The sequence below is a fragment of the Algoriphagus pacificus genome (assembly GCF_017254845.1).
GTDB lineage: Bacteria > Bacteroidota > Bacteroidia > Cytophagales > Cyclobacteriaceae > Algoriphagus > Algoriphagus pacificus.
In genome coordinates this window covers 44,304-59,582 of sequence record NZ_JAFKCU010000002.1, presented here as the reverse complement: position 1 = coordinate 59,582, position 15,279 = coordinate 44,304, and the positions used below count along the sequence as shown (strand labels likewise).

The following is a 15,279-nucleotide window of genomic DNA, read 5'->3' as shown; positions in this document are numbered from 1 at the left end:
AAAAAAGGAGGACTTTATCCTAAGTTTAATTATAAAGCAAATCGGGCTTTAAACTGATTTCTTCAGAAGAAAGTGTATTTTCTACTTATTAGTAATTCATTTTCCTTCCGATGCTCAACATTCCCTACCTTTTCTTTCATATTATTTAGACTTTAACTTCGTCACTTTTTGGCGGCCAAAAAGTAACCCAAAAGCCTTCGTCGCAGCATCCCGATAGCTATGCGGGACTTCACCCGCACATGGCCAACAGCCTGCCCCGCTGCTGCGACAGCCCAACGCACAGTCAAAATATAGTTTAGAGTCTGACCCTTAAAGGGTCAAATATCATAGCCCCGCTAAGGCGGGCAGGCCTGGGTAAGGAGGAACGACGCAACCTAGGGATTAAAAGATCATCATATTTTCTAGCCCCAACTTTGTTTTTGAAATTTTTGAAACTATTTCAACCGATAAGGTATTTTAGCCCGTAAAAGGTTTATTCTTTGTCAGCTACCTAGCTTCAAACACCCCTCAAATTGATCCGAATTCTCCTCCTTTTACTATTCGTCTTCCTGATCGACTGGTATTCCTTTCAGGCTTTCAAAACAATTTTTCCAGAACAAAGCTGGGTAAAAATTGTCTTTTGGGCATTTTCTATTATCGTTTACCTTTTTGTGGCTTATGGGTTCCTGACCTTTGATCGGGGCAGTCTCAGCCTGAATTTTGGAAGAATGATTTCCCTTTTGGTGCTATCCTTGATCCCAAAACTGATCGTTCTTGTCTTTATGTTTGGAGAGGATATCGGACGGTTTTTAGCAGGGGTTTATCAATCTGTATCCGGAAGTAGGGAAGGTGACTTTCTACCAGACCGCAGGAAATTCGTCAGTCAAACTGCTTTGATTCTCTCTGCAGTTCCATTTTTAGGAATTCTTCATGGGGTCTTGATAGGCAAATATCGCTACCGCGTGGTCAAGCACAGCTTGGAATTTGATGATTTACCGGAGGAATTTGACGGTTTTAGGATTACCCAGATTTCGGATATCCATTCGGGAAGTTTTGACAATAAAGAAAAGCTGGAGTACGGTGTGGACCTGATCAATCAGCAGGAATCCGATGTGATTTTGTTTACAGGTGATTTAGTGAATAATCATGCCGGAGAAATGGAACCTTGGGTAGATACTTTTAAAAAGCTAAGAGCTCCCATGGGCAAATACTCCATTTTGGGCAACCATGATTATGGAGATTACATGTCTTGGCCCAGCAAAGAAGCAAAGGTTGCCAATCTGAAACGCCTTGCCGACATCCAAGAAGAATTAGGATTCCGACTTTTGCGAAATGAAAATGTCAAAATCACAAAACCTGCACTGAGCGGAGTCGAAGGGGAAGTGGCAAGTATTGACTTGCTAGGTGTCGAGAACTGGGGTAAAGGATTTGCGCAATATGGAGACTTACCAAAAACAGCCGCAAACCTAAGTGATAAAAGTTTTAAGATATTGATGAGTCATGATCCTTCTCATTTTGATGAGGAAGTGAAGAATTACCCACAGCATATCCATTTGACTTTGAGCGGGCATACCCATGGGATGCAGTTTGGCATCGAGATTCCAGGCTTTATCAAATGGAGCCCTGCCTCTCTTCGCTATCCGAAATGGGCCGGATTGTACGAAGATCTGGGGCGCTATTTACATGTGAACCGTGGCTTTGGATTTTTAGCCTTTCCGGGAAGAGTTGGTATTTGGCCGGAGATTACGGTATTGGAGTTGAAGCGGAAGTCAGAAAGCTGAAGTGAAAAGTCTAAAAAAAACACTAAATGTTTATCGTGTTTGTAATTCTGAACCCATTTCTAAGAATTTCTAATCCGAGTTATTTTGCAAGGATATGGTTATTAAGATTACAAATGTCCCGATCAAGCTTCGAGATTTCATCCTCGATAGCTATCGGGACTCGAAGAGCTGGAAATAGTATATATTTAAAATAGAAGGCTTGGAATTAGATATAAAAAGCCAATTACAAATTGGTGAAGATACGAGGGTGGAGTTACAAACCCCACCCAGTCCAACTTAAAATTTGACTACACCCAGTAGGGGGCAGATCAATTTGCCATCTGCAGACAAGCCGTTTCTCTCCACTAAAGCTCCATTTTCCTCAAAAGCTCATCAATCAATTCATCAACCCCTCTGCTTGCTGTTTTCGTTTTATTTTCTACGACATTTCCGTTCCAGTCTAGAAGCACCGAGTGTGGAATTCCCGATATATCATACTTGGTTTTAAGGTTTTTGGTCCAAATCTCGTTTGCATAAAGGTTGTCCATTTTCAGTCTATATCTCAAGATATATTCTTTCCATCGCTCAGGCTTAGACTCAATATTTATATTAATTATTTTGACAGGTTTTCCTTTATACTTTTCCACTAAAGCATTTTCATGAGGAAATTCTACTATACATGGTTTACACCAATCCGCCCAAAAATTAATCAACACTATATTTCCGAGATAATCATTTGATTCCACATCTTCCCCTTTTTGGTTGACCAAATAAAAATATGGCATCTTAGTTCCAGGCTTTAATTCAACACTGGAATAGAAATATTCTTTCATGAAATTTCTCATTTGATTATCGGAAAAATATTCCAAAACCGTAGAGTCATATTCGGATCGGGAAGATTCTAGGAGCATGCTTAAACGGTAAGCCAGAACAGCGTCTTTTACGTTTCTGGTAAACAATTGATCGATTTCCTCGGCCATATAGATGCTAATGGGCTTTTCTGATTTTTCAACTTTCACCTTAGTTTCATGTTTTTCCCGATTTTTCAGATTCGTGTATTCGTGTAAGAATAGCATATACCTTGACTCGCCGATAAATTTTTCATTTTCTAACGGTAAGGAGTTAACCAAATCTTCCAAAAAATCAGTAGGTAGGTCGTCTTCAAAATTCAGCATATGTTTTCTGTAGGAAATGCTATTTAGTTTGTTTGCAACAGCACTGTAGTGTAATCTCTCTTTTTCTAAATCCACGTACCAACTAGGTAATTGGGACCTCTTCAACTCAAGGTTATTCAGCTGAATAATTGAAACAGAGTCGTTTACTTCATTGAAACGGATGAAATCTTTTTCACCGTGGGTTGCCATCGCTGTCAGGTGATTTAATTGACTAAAACTTAGGTTTTCCTTAACGTTTTGAAACAAAAACGAATTAATTGTACTTAGGTCACCTGAAAAAACAATAGAGTCATTCTCTAAAAAGGTTAAAGTGTCCAAAGAACCGGGTATCAGAAAAAGATCGACACTTTGTTGATTTATGGCCAAATGGATATAATCCATGCTTTGGTTTTTAAGATCTATATCAATACTTTCCTTGGGGTTCACTAGAGTATCCACATTTGCTACTTCCATAGGAATTGTTGACCACTTTTCAAATTGGATCTGAATGGGCTTGGTACTCGAATTGAAGAATGTAAGCCTACTTTTACCAAATAGGTCGAATCGAATTTCTGGTACATTTTCGCGTGAGGAACAATGCCAGAAGATTATCGATACCAGTATAAATAATATATAATTAGTTTTATGCCTCATAATTTATCTAGATTTGAAGATGTGTAGGTAGAAAAATCCGCTACATCGCAACAAACCTAAAACGTTTGTGTGACATTCTATTCCTAAACCCCATAATACTCCGCAACCGCTTTTAAAATCATATCCCTCCTGGATAACTTTGTTTTCCTACCGATCTCACATTAAATTTTTAGATCCATGAGAACATTATTTACAATCATCGCACTTTTTATCCTTGCCTCATGTGACGGTGAAAAAGAAAAAATAATGGAAGAGGCCCAGCCTTTCACTTTTTCTGTTGAAATCGACACAGTTCAAATTGATTTCAAGGACAGCTTTTACTTTATGGAGTTCTATTTGGCCACCTCTACTGTCTCTCCTGACAAGAAGTTTTTATACAACTTAAATTCATTTGCCCCAAACCTGGAAATAATTGACTTGGATAAGCTAGAGTTGATCAAAATTGAACCAATGGAAAAAGAAGGTCCAAAAGGCATTGGTCCAGTAGTTTTTGGGATAAGTATTACGCAGAAGAATGAGTTGGTGGTAGAAGGTTGGAATGAGTATAGAATTTTTGACTCTTTAAGGACCGAAATGAAAACTATCAAAACCGGACCTGACAATCTTAATGGAGATAAGATGGATGAAGGAGAGCGTTTCGATTACGGCCCAGTCGTTAGTGATGATGGATCTCATCTTTATGCAATCTACAAGGAAGGTGATGGCATGAAGCTCGGAGAAACCAAAGGTCTAGCATTGGTTGATTTAGTTAATTCCACGATCCGTAAAATCCTAATTCCTGAACTTAGTAGCCTCAAACAGTTTATTATACAAAACCAATATGGCTTTGAAAAAGGAGAATCATCTTATATCGCAAAAACTAAAAGCAATCTAATTGTATCCACAAGTGCTTATAATGAAGCATTTGTCTTTGCCATGATATATGACACTTTAATTCATAAGGTGTTTCATTCTCAATTCACAGCAGATGCAAAAAAAGGAAAGCCCACAAAAGAATCTAACCTCAATGTAGATCGAGAAGCCAGTTTCAATAAGTACTCTAAAGAAGTACAGTTTGGCAAATTTCTGTATGACGAGCAGAATGAAAAACTTTGGAGATTCAGTTATGATAAGGATCGAATGATTGGAGACTCTGTTGCTATGAAAACAGTTCTGACAATTTTTGACTCCAATCTCAATCAATTGCATGAGGAAAAGGTAGAATATGACTACTCTTATTATCAATCCTTTTTCAAGGACGGCATTCTGTACTCCTACCTCAACCTAAATGATGAGATGGCATTTATTCGAGTCAAACCAAACTATAACCAATGAAAAGACAATTTTCCACTCAATTCTTTCCTAATAACTGTCTGTTGTGAAAAGGCAAATCCGAAGATGCTGGACCTTGGAATGCTTTGGAAAGATTTAACCAAATAACGCACATGTTAATACTTGATTTTGGAGACCTAATGTTCAATCTCAACAATAGCTTTCAGGACAGCGGTGAGGTTTTAAAAATATTTTCAATTCAAGTTAATGGGATCGACGAAATTCTTAATTTGGTTTCTACATCACCTGATACACCTGTGGATAAAAGCGATATAAACGCTATAGACTCGGAATACTAAGGTTTAGTGAGGTGTTAGCAGTAAGCATAAAAAAAAGAAAAATATGAGACGATTTATTGACGAAAAAGGCACATTTGAAATCAAAGTTCCAATAACTTGGAGATACTCGATAAAAGATGGAAAAGTTCACACATTTCAAGAGTATGAAATTTGGAAATCTGACGCTTTTCAACTTTCTATAAATAAGTTAGACACTGATGAAAAGAAAGCTAACTTTGAGAGTTTTCTGAAATCATTACCCACGACAAAAATAGGAGATGAAGACTTCTATTATCTCCCTGACAGTGGAGATAAAGAATTTACAACGAAGACTTGGACCAAATTATATGCTGACAAAGCAGTATTCTTCACTCTTACTCACCCAAACAATACCGATCCTGAACTTGACAGTCGTTCAATCGAAGATAAAGTACTGTTAGTTCATTCGATAATGAAAGAATTTAAAATAATTGAAACTGGAAAAAGCATTGAGACAATCAATTCATATCGGTTTGAGATGTTTTTACAAGGAGTTGGAGCAACTGCTTTAATTCTAAGCAAAGCAGTTAAGAATAAAGCATTTATTGAAGCAACTTGCATATTAGCGAATCAGATTGATGCATTATTACGAATCGGAATTATTTTAAAAAACCAACTGATTAACGGAAATAGCGACATTGAAATTGAATGGATTTATCAAGGGCTTACTGACAAAAAGAAATCAGAAAAGGACATTTACAAGAAAGCACTTGACTTAGGAATTATAGACCAAACAGTTTATGATGAATTGTTTAAATTATATGATGACAGAAATAGGGTAATCCATAGATTTATTATTTCCGAAATTACTCTAGCTGAAGTTGAAGAAATTGCATACCAATACTATAAACAACAAGAAGCAGTAAATAAAATTATATTCGACCTTGAAGCAGAACAAATCACTTTAGGAATAGGGATGACAACAACTGCCGACAAGGTACAAGGAGAGGCTGAACACTTAGATTTCATAAAAGGGAAAATTGGGAAAATAGATTACTTTGACGACAAAAAATAGGAGAACCAAATGCCTACTGCTAACATCATGTATAAAACATTGGGGTTTAAGTGGTTACTTGAGGTTATCTGCCCCGCATCAGCTTTTGCAACGGCAGAAAGTGACGAAGCCCGCAATCCCCAACGTTTCATACATGTAACCGTTGACGCGCATTAACCTTGATAATTTACGATACAATATGGAAGTAGCTTTAGGCTTAATTTTTTTCGTTATCTGTTTCGGTTCCTTATTAACAACTTTTGTTGCCATTTTTCAGATCATTAGTAATGATTTCAATGGTTCTAAAGGACTTTGGATAATTATTTCCATGGTTGCGATTATTGGCCCAATTCTATACTTAACAAAAGGACGAAAACTGATAATTAAAAGAGATCATAACCAAATAGTAAATAAAGATGGTAGCAACTCGATAGAGCAATATTACATTGACTTATTATCGGAACTTGACACTAAGATTAAAGCGATATTTGGAGTTTCAATCTGCTTAGTAGTCTTCGGTTACCTTGTTAGAATGGTTGATCTGTACTTCTTTTGGGAAAGTAAATCACTTGGATTTACTCTTCTGCTAGTATCGTTAGCAATATTTCTTAGAAAGGACATAACTACAAGAAAGAACAAAAATCTTAAAAATATCTGGAGCCATATTGGTTTTTGGCTAATTGGTTTTATCGTATTTGTTAAGGTTTTAATGTTGGTGATAATACCAAACAGTGATGCATATGAGGCAACAAAAGCCTATTTGAAAAACAATAGTGAATTGAAATCTGAAATTGGGGAAGTCAAAGGACATACAATTCTACCAAGCGGCAGTATTCAGAGCACTACAGATTCAAATGGAACTTATGGTTCTGCTGCTTTTAACCTGATTATAAAAGGAGAAAAAAAATTTATTGAACGGACGATTTATGTTAATAAATCACCTGATGAAGATTGGTCAGTTGTTGCTGTTGAATAAAATATAACGACACGGCAACAACACCTATGCGCAATGCCCTTCGGGACACTGCGCATAGCCAGACAGTTGTTATGCCCAATGTGAAAAATGACTAAGTGGACATCCATATTGATTCTTTTGACAATCACATTGCTTTGATGTAGCAAATGTCAGCCAGCGGTCTAAAAATGAGAGTCAGAAAGCTGAATCCTGCCTACCGGAGGTAGGTCAGAAGGCTGAAAAAAGTGGTCCGCTGTTCAGGTCCCGATTATTATCGTGGATGCAATCCTGAACCGTGACCGTAGGATTTTTAATTCGAGATATTTGGGAAAGGACAAAGTTTTTATGATTATAAATCTCCAGATCAAGTTTCGGTATCTTATACACGATATCCCAAGACTCCAATAGCTGGAAAAGAATTTTTTGGTTAAAACTCTCGCAGAAAAAGAAAGAGAAGACAGAAAATACCCTGTACTGGGTATAGGATCTAAAGATTTTGATGCCGTTCTTAAAGTTTTGTTTAGTTATCAGATCTGAAAGACTTCATTTTTCAATAAACTCTATTGATACGACAACAAACGCTTGTTGTCATTTGTCGTCTAGATTTAATGTTAAAACACTGATAAACAAATATTTAAAGTCAAAATAGAATTAAAGTCTTTAAAGGATATATACATAATTGCGCTTATACAAGTGTTAGGCATTATTAAAATCAACCAATGAGAATTCCATTTTTTAAAGGATCAGCATATAAATTTTGTTCTATTGAAACATTGAATTTAATAATTGAACACGAAAAATTAAGATTCACAAGAGGAGACCAATTTAACGACCCTTATGAAGCTAATCCATATTTAGTGCCTACAGAATGGTCTAAAATTGTAAGAGAAGATAAATCGAATACTGATGTTGTAAAAGCTATTGCAAATGAAGCATTTATAAGGCTCAGTAGTAAAATCTACATTACTTGCTTTTCGAAATCTTATATTGACAAAACATCTAAATTAATGTGGTCACATTATGGAAATTCTCATAAAGGTGCGTGTTTTGAAATTGAATTTCCTGAACTAACTCAAAAAAATTATGCAGGAGGAGACCCAGTACCAATCGAAATCACTTATTGCAGTTCCTTAAGAAAGGAAAGAGATTCTAGAAATATGGAAAGTGATGATTTGCCTCTTTACCTAGCGACGTACAAATCTGATGTTTGGGAATATGAACAAGAAATTCGATTAGTAATTCATAAAGAAGGTTTTGACTCTAAAAAATTCAATGAAGTAAATGATGGAAAAAATATTGATGTTGTCCTTAATATTAATGAAATAAAAAAAGTAGTGTTCGGAATAAAATCTGACCCAAATGAGATTATGGAAACGGTAAAACTTTTTTGTGACAAAGGACATTTACCGAACTTTCACAGATTGGACATAAACCCAATAACTTTGGAAACTTACGAATACGACCTTGGACTGAAAGACGAAATATTAAAGTATAATGCGGAAAAATAACAATGCCTAACAAAGCATATAGCTTATGGCGGGTGAATGTCTGCCAGCAAGGTTTTACTCCGTAGCCAAGTTTAGTTTCGGTGGACAGAAAAGTGCTTCTAAACCGCCACAAGCCATATGCAAACCGTTGTGCATAATGAAAAAAATGACCGAACAAGAAAAAGCTAAAGGGATAGAAATTGTCAGTTTAGGACTTGCTAAGATAGTAAGTAACTATAGCGATAATGCGCTTCTAATAAATGCTTGTCATGTAGCTGCTGACAGATATAGGACGCTCGAGACAACAAACGGATTATCTACTACAGCAAATATTCCACCTCAACTGAGACTTGACAATGAAATTGATGTTCAGTACAGCAATGAAGACTTGACAAGGGTTTACATGACTACCGTGCAGGAAGTTGTTTTTAGGAACTATATAATCGTTTCTGTTTCAATAGTTGATGCAGTCCTTGAAGATTTGTATCGTCACTTCCTTACTGTTGTCGATTCTACATTGTCAGATCCTGAATTAGATAAAAAGGTTAGAAATGCTTGGACTAACGATAACCTTCTAAATTTTCTAACTGATGGTGAAAACTTGAACCTTCAAAAACCGAATGATTTAAATACTGAATTCTCTGAAGCGTTTATGAGATATTCTGAATTGAGGATAATACGCCATACTCTACTTCACTCTGACGGAAAATTATCCGACAGAAACCAACAGAAACTGATTGAAAACAGAGACAATACGCCAGATGAACGCAAGCATTTCGCTCTGATTAACTCTCCAATTTTTAGCGCAGACCATGAAGTGCAACTAACAATAAACCATGTTCTATCAATTAGACAATACCTTGACCGATTCTTGATGTACATCTTTAAATCAATACAAGAAAAGGAACCAGAATAAAAAACACTATGCACAAAAAAACCTATACGCAATGCCCTTCGGGACACTGCGCATAGCCAAACCGTTAGGCAAAATTTAAAACGAACAATGAACGAATCCAATAACAATATAAAGTTTCTGAAAAGACACTACTTGTGGATAGTAATCCTATTAGTAATACTCACAGGAATAGCTGACTACTCATCTAATCAGATGACTCCTGTTTTAAATAAACAAACGGTAATAACTGAGTCTGAGTCGAAATCAATTGAGTACTACTCGTATTCATGGACTTATCACATAGTTAGATTTTTGGTAAATGCAGGTTACACACTTTCGATTTCATTGTTCATTTCAGTATTTATTCTAAAAAAAATAGAAGATGAAGAAAATCTACTTTTTCAAGATAGAATTTTAAAGCTTCAAGAAGGAATAAACAAGAATCTATTCGATGAAATCTTTAAAAAACTAGTTGATCCTGAAATCTTTGATCTGATAAAAACTGATATAATTAATCGAGAATCAATTAGAAAAAATGCAAAATGGGTTTATGACATTAAGGAAGGAGATCAAGGATTGCTAATCACACAGACTATTAGTTATGAATTATTCAATCAGACTCGTAAGAAAACACAAGAATCGATGACCTTGAATTTTATGCCTGATAACGACACTGAAATAAAAATTGTTGGTTTCAAGTGTTCAAACGGTTCATCTCTAATTCACGATGTGAATGATGAAGACGGGTTTTCAGAAAAATCTGATAAGGAATATAATTTTCCTATTGAGCCAGATAGCCATGTCAACATCTCACTCATTATTGAGAATAGATATCAAAAGTGGGAAGTTTTAGATAATCATAATTCCAAATACCCTCTTTTAGGACTTGATATTGAATTCAATTATCCAACGGACTACAAGATTGAAGTTACACCTTCTTTTTCGAGTCCATTAAAAGTCAGAACAGATCATAATGGTAAACGAGTTTATGAAAAAGTGCGAGCTATTCTACCAGGACAAGGAATCACGTATAAAATAAGAAAAAACATTGCTTAACATTGGATATAAAACATAGGGCGGACAGTAGTTTCCGAAAGTTTCGGTTTCTTAATAAGCTTTATCTCGGTGGCCGAGTACGCAGCTACGAAATGCACTACGTTTCATACCAGAGCCCGTTGCTGGCCATGAAGAAGATGATATCATTGTTTAATGTACTAATTATAGCCACCCTATTTTCAGCATTTGCACAGAAGAATGATGATGAAGTGGAATTTGTCACTAACAGGAAACTTGAAAAACAGCTTAATCTCCCAAAATTGAAGACCAGTGATAATGACATAGACTTAAGAATATTTTTAGGTAGAGGATTTACAAATGGCGGGTCGGTCTTGTGGATAAGAAAGAAAAAAAACTCCTGGGTAGCATCAAGATATGATTACTTATTGAAGCTGAATAAGAATGAAGAAGTAACCACAAAAATTGAGAATTATGATATAGCTAATTTGAAACCTAATTCTGGCTGGGAAGACTTTTGGAAAGATTCAAAAGACTTAGGTATAATGTACCTTCCAAATCAGGAAGAAATCAAAGATAAATTAAGAAAAGAGGTTACTACAGTAATAGGTAAAGGATATGAAGTCATTCATGTATCAGATGGTTCAGGTTATGATCTAGATGTAAAAGAGGATGGAAGGATTGAGAATTATTCATTCCATGAACCATGGATATATGCAGAAAAATATCCTAATGTCAGTGAAGTAAGACAATACAGCGAAATTATTCAATTGTTGGAAAAAGAATTTGGTATTAACTACAGATAAACACGGCCAACAACAATGTGCATAATCCCCAGCGGTTAAAGCGTTAGACCATAGAAATGTGCTCTTAAGATTGATCAGATAAAAAATAGAATACTGCTCATAAAGCGCTGCGGATCATGCGCTGAGCGTTGGTGGAAAGTGTAAAAGACAGCAGAACACCAAATAACATACCGTAAAATAAATGGCAATAACAGGAAGTGACTTTGAAAAACTAGTTAAACCATTCTTCAAAAACATATTTGAAGAAATGGGCTTTCTTATTTTACAAGTTCGTAAACAAGATTCCGGAGACCAAAATGGTTTTGACATTAGTGTTCTATTTTTAGATGATGACGAGCAAGAAAGAGAGTTTTTTATTGAGTGTAAGTACTACACAACAGCTAAACTAGATTGGGCGGACATTTTTAATAAACAACTCCAACTAGAAGCATCTAGCCATAATCCAACAGCCTTTATAGCTCTTTCACCTCTCAGAGATTTAAGCAATATCGACCATAACATTCAATCTAAAGTTATAAGACAATTCAAATATCCTGTTGATTTTTGGACTCCCGACAAAGAGATTGAAAAATTATTCGCACTTGATACAGAAGTTTACAAGAAGGTTTTTGACAAACCCACTTACGAAATACCATTTGACAGGGAAACTGAAATAAAGAGAATCAAAGCCATTATAAATAATCTGATACAAAAAAAGGAAGCATTACGATTTGCTGATATAATTTCAATTCAAGACACAGACATAGCCCCTGATGAAACCCCAAGTCTAAAAACAACACTAGATGAAAAATTGAATTCCATTTTAAGCGAAGATGATGAACACAGAATTAGATATCATAGAATAAGAGCTAATTATAAGGTTTATGTTGATAGCTTAAATGATTTAAACCCAAGCCTTAGGACAAACATATTAAATTGGGAAAGTAATCTAAGACTAAAGGCAGACAGATTAACTAATAATTTCAATATTGATACTACATACACACCACATAGGTTCTTTCACGATTTTTTTAACGAAGCAGAAAAAGAGATATTGACTTTCTATAAAGATTTTGAACTTAAAGGTGACAAGGAAAAATTATTACAAGGTGTTGTATTTGAATTGGCAGCTCAATGCCCATTAGATTGGAGAAAAAATGGAACAGTTTAATCATTTAGTAAAGTCAATTGCCGAAAAAGGTCTTAAACCAAATATAAATTTGGATAGACCAACCTATGTACAGCCTGAAGACAGAATTCAATTTAGATCAACAAGAATCCTCATTATTCTCGGCATGCTTAATAATAAATATGGATTGAGCAAAAATGTGATAGCTTGTTTTGACTTTTTGCTACGCAATGAAGCATTTCAAGCAAAATTTATTGTTGAATACTTCAATGGCCAAAAGAATGTGCTCAACAAACTAAATCAGTTCAAAACTAAATCACAGGTTGAAATTGATTTCAATATTGTTCAATACAAAAGCGTTCCATGGGATATTAGATTTAATGATATGTTTTTATATCTATACGTTCGAGACTTAATTACATACAAGGCCGATAAAAATGAAAAAAATGTTAGAATTCAAATTACAGAAACAGGTAAAGCATTTTATGAAAAAATAAAGGATGTATTTCCTAACGAAATTAATTTCTTGGATCTATTCGGAAGTCGTCTTGTAGAGGATAGAGCCATAAACATAATTACAGAAGTCATCCCAAACTCATATTGGAAGCAGAATGTCGAAACTGATAATAAATAAATTAACATATACTATCATCACCCAAGATGATATGAAGTATGGGGCGACTATTCCATTTAAAAATGGATTGAATATCATCTATGGCCCGAATTCAGTTGGAAAAACAAGTATCATCACAGGTATTATATACGGCTTAGGAGCTGAAAAGGGACTAGGTATTTTTAAGACAATTCAAAATCCATTCAAACCTGAATTCTACAACTCAATCGATGGAAAAAATATCAGGACTTCATATTTACTTCTTGAAATTTCAAATGGAAAGGAACCAGTAACAATATTTCGCTACATCAAAGGTGATGAACTTCACCTTGCAGCTGTTAAATATTGTTCCGCTGATGAGTTTTTCAAGACAGAAGAAGTTACCAAGCTAATCGTATCGGGTGAAGGTGTGTTTTCAGAAAACGGATTCCAAAATTTTCTATTCAATTTTATTGGATTGAAACAGGTTGAATTACCAACTTATGATAATAAACTTTCTAAACTCTATTTTGAGAATATTTTGCCTTTGTTCTTTGTAGAACAGCGAGCCGGTTGGTCACAAATTCAAGCAAGACAAGTTACCAGATACAATATTAAGGATGTTAAGAAAGTTGCCTTTGAATATGTTTTTGGACTTGACAGATTTAATCTACATCTAACTGTAATTAAGGTAAGGGAACTTGAAACGAGAATTAAAAAGTTTAAAGATGAATTATATCAAAAGGAAGAAAACCTTTTAATAATCGCAAATGCAGAAAAATCTGAAGACATCCCAATTGTAAATACAAACTCAATTGGAAAGACAAGCATTTATGATTACATAAAATATTTACAGGGAAAATATAATGCTGAATCTGAATTCATCAATCAGCTTTCTAGTCAAAATAAGGAGTACGAAGAAAGCAATGAAAAATTAAGAGACAGTTTAAAAACATTAGACTATCAATATAGAAAAGCTTCCGAAAAAGTTGAGAAAATATCAATCGAAATATCAGGATATGAAAGCTATATAGACAGAATTAGTGCTAACAAATATAAGAACAAGCAGCTTAAGAAAATTAAGGAGCTTTCTACTGATTTAAACATTAAAACCTGCCCTGTTTGTGAAGCCAAATTGCAAACGAAACAAGACGATGAATGTATTTTGTGTCATTCTGAATTATCGAAAAAAATTTCTAGTCCTGAACAAAATTTGGCCTTTCTAGAAGATGAAGAAAACACCTTTAAAAAAGTAATAAAACAGAGAATTTTAGACAGAAGAAAAATTCTTGAACAAAGAAATGTGATAAGCGACAAGATTAAGGAGTATGAAAGTCAACTTGAGCATCAAACCAAAACTTTTGCAGGCAAGGAATTTGCAGAATTAAGAAAAAGAATTTTAGATGCTGATTCCACCCATAAAGAAATGGAGAAGTATTCGAGAATTGCCCAAAGATGGGAAGACCTAAAACCATTAAGACGAGACATCACTATATCAAATATAGAATTAGAAAAACTAAACGAAGAAGTATCGCAGTATAAGCAAACAAGTAATGATGAAGCTATCATAAATTCAATCACAAATCATGTACAGTCTAATGTTACAAGCCTAGGTTTATTCAAAGGAAATCAGACTTTAATTAGAAGTATTAAAGTAGATGGTAATGACAATTACACTCCATATCTTGACAACTATGATATTTATAATATTTCAAGTTCAAGCGATAACATCAGAATCATATTGAGCTATTATTTATCACTTCTTCAAACTTCAATAAAATTCAAAAATTTAGACTCGATAAACTTTCCAAATGTTTTAATCCTTGACGAACCTAAACAACAGAATTTGGACAACGATTCACTTATTGACTGTGTAAGTGTTATTGAAAACATTTCATCAGATGATGCACAGGTCATATTGACTACTTATAGTGAACTTGAAAGCGACAGAAAAAAGTTTGAAAAACATATAATTTATGAAATGAAAAACAAGACTGACTATCTTTTAAAACGAATAACGAAATGAGAAAACCAGCCACCAACATCACCTATACGCAAGCAGGGGTTTCGTGCTTCGTAGGACAGGAAAGAGCTATACTTAAAGGTCAGTTCTTTCTAAGTTGTTCAGTGGTTAGAATCCCTGCCTGCATATAGCTGAGAACCGTTATAGATAATTAAAGAAACCATATTTTGCTACAGTCAAATCAATTAATTAAGCGTAGAAATTTAAAGTGATCGAGGGCAAGTAAGCTT

At 34.8% G+C, this 15,279-nt stretch carries 13 protein-coding genes; 12 read left to right on the top strand and 1 reads right to left on the bottom strand.

The genetic code is table 11. From position 1 onward, the window contains the following. Positions 1-512 precede the first annotated feature (512 nt). Entirely contained in the window at positions 513-1,760 is a 1,248-nt protein-coding gene (locus J0A69_RS07085) for a metallophosphoesterase (RefSeq protein WP_206585874.1), read from the top strand. Between the two features lie 344 nt (positions 1,761-2,104). On the opposite strand, the gene J0A69_RS07080 is transcribed toward J0A69_RS07085, so the two are convergent. Then, positions 2,105-3,367 carry a TlpA family protein disulfide reductase gene (locus J0A69_RS07080; RefSeq protein ID WP_206585873.1) on the bottom strand — a complete coding sequence of 421 codons (1,263 nt, stop codon included), beginning with the start codon at positions 3,365-3,367 and terminating at the stop codon, positions 2,105-2,107. 357 nt (positions 3,368-3,724) lie between these two features. Between J0A69_RS07080 and J0A69_RS07075 the strand changes: the two genes are divergently transcribed. From J0A69_RS07075 to J0A69_RS22660, 11 genes are all read left to right on the top strand, one after another. Then, a complete protein-coding gene (locus J0A69_RS07075; protein WP_206585872.1) occupies positions 3,725-4,861 on the top strand; it encodes a DUF4221 domain-containing protein in 1,137 nt (378 codons plus the stop codon). Positions 4,862-5,200: 339 nt separating this feature from the next. Further along, positions 5,201-6,190 (top strand): hypothetical protein, encoded by a 990-nt coding sequence (locus J0A69_RS07070; protein ID WP_206585871.1) that lies wholly within the window; start codon positions 5,201-5,203, stop codon positions 6,188-6,190. Between the two features lie 178 nt (positions 6,191-6,368). After that, entirely contained in the window at positions 6,369-7,145 is a 777-nt protein-coding gene (locus J0A69_RS07065; protein WP_206585870.1) for a hypothetical protein, read from the top strand. Between the two features lie 698 nt (positions 7,146-7,843). Continuing rightward, positions 7,844-8,632: a DUF2971 domain-containing protein gene (locus tag J0A69_RS07060; protein WP_206585869.1), complete on the top strand. Its 789-nt coding sequence runs from the start codon at positions 7,844-7,846 to the stop codon at positions 8,630-8,632. Between the two features lie 136 nt (positions 8,633-8,768). Beyond that, positions 8,769-9,527 carry a hypothetical protein gene (locus J0A69_RS07055; RefSeq protein WP_206585868.1) on the top strand — a complete coding sequence of 253 codons (759 nt, stop codon included), beginning with the start codon at positions 8,769-8,771 and terminating at the stop codon, positions 9,525-9,527. Between the two features lie 87 nt (positions 9,528-9,614). Continuing rightward, positions 9,615-10,562 carry a hypothetical protein gene (locus tag J0A69_RS07050; protein ID WP_206585867.1) on the top strand — a complete coding sequence of 316 codons (948 nt, stop codon included), beginning with the start codon at positions 9,615-9,617 and terminating at the stop codon, positions 10,560-10,562. Positions 10,563-10,690: 128 nt separating this feature from the next. Beyond that, positions 10,691-11,326, top strand: coding sequence for a hypothetical protein (locus tag J0A69_RS07045; protein ID WP_206585866.1), 636 nt, complete (start codon positions 10,691-10,693; stop codon positions 11,324-11,326). Between the two features lie 181 nt (positions 11,327-11,507). Continuing rightward, a complete protein-coding gene (locus tag J0A69_RS07040; RefSeq protein ID WP_206585865.1) occupies positions 11,508-12,476 on the top strand; it encodes a restriction endonuclease in 969 nt (322 codons plus the stop codon). Continuing rightward, positions 12,463-13,068 carry a hypothetical protein gene (locus J0A69_RS07035; RefSeq protein ID WP_206585864.1) on the top strand — a complete coding sequence of 202 codons (606 nt, stop codon included), beginning with the start codon at positions 12,463-12,465 and terminating at the stop codon, positions 13,066-13,068. Before J0A69_RS07040 ends, J0A69_RS07035 begins: the two co-directional genes overlap by 14 nt. Continuing rightward, positions 13,046-15,052 carry an AAA family ATPase gene (locus J0A69_RS07030; protein WP_206585863.1) on the top strand — a complete coding sequence of 669 codons (2,007 nt, stop codon included), beginning with the start codon at positions 13,046-13,048 and terminating at the stop codon, positions 15,050-15,052. The genes J0A69_RS07035 and J0A69_RS07030 overlap by 23 nt, the downstream gene beginning before the upstream one ends. Further along, positions 15,049-15,180, top strand: a complete 132-nt coding sequence (locus J0A69_RS22660) for a hypothetical protein (RefSeq protein WP_262897715.1) — start codon at positions 15,049-15,051, stop codon at positions 15,178-15,180. The genes J0A69_RS07030 and J0A69_RS22660 overlap by 4 nt, the downstream gene beginning before the upstream one ends. Positions 15,181-15,279: the final 99 nt, after the last annotated feature.

Bases quoted from the DNA above. Each gene is read 5' to 3' on its own strand.
- J0A69_RS07080 (WP_206585873.1), bottom strand. From the start codon at position 3,367: ATGGAAGTAGCAAATGTGGATACTCTAGTGAACCCCAAGGAAAGTATT.
- J0A69_RS07075 (WP_206585872.1), top strand. From the start codon at position 3,725: ATGAGAACATTATTTACAATCATCGCACTTTTTATCCTTGCCTCATGT.
- J0A69_RS07070 (WP_206585871.1), top strand. From the start codon at position 5,201: ATGAGACGATTTATTGACGAAAAAGGCACATTTGAAATCAAAGTTCCA.
- J0A69_RS07065 (WP_206585870.1), top strand. From the start codon at position 6,369: ATGGAAGTAGCTTTAGGCTTAATTTTTTTCGTTATCTGTTTCGGTTCC.
- J0A69_RS07060 (WP_206585869.1), top strand. From the start codon at position 7,844: ATGAGAATTCCATTTTTTAAAGGATCAGCATATAAATTTTGTTCTATT.
- J0A69_RS07055 (WP_206585868.1), top strand. From the start codon at position 8,769: ATGAAAAAAATGACCGAACAAGAAAAAGCTAAAGGGATAGAAATTGTC.
- J0A69_RS07050 (WP_206585867.1), top strand. From the start codon at position 9,615: ATGAACGAATCCAATAACAATATAAAGTTTCTGAAAAGACACTACTTG.
- J0A69_RS07045 (WP_206585866.1), top strand. From the start codon at position 10,691: ATGAAGAAGATGATATCATTGTTTAATGTACTAATTATAGCCACCCTA.
- J0A69_RS07040 (WP_206585865.1), top strand. From the start codon at position 11,508: ATGGCAATAACAGGAAGTGACTTTGAAAAACTAGTTAAACCATTCTTC.
- J0A69_RS07035 (WP_206585864.1), top strand. From the start codon at position 12,463: ATGGAACAGTTTAATCATTTAGTAAAGTCAATTGCCGAAAAAGGTCTT.
- J0A69_RS07030 (WP_206585863.1), top strand. From the start codon at position 13,046: ATGTCGAAACTGATAATAAATAAATTAACATATACTATCATCACCCAA.
- J0A69_RS22660 (WP_262897715.1), top strand. From the start codon at position 15,049: ATGAGAAAACCAGCCACCAACATCACCTATACGCAAGCAGGGGTTTCG.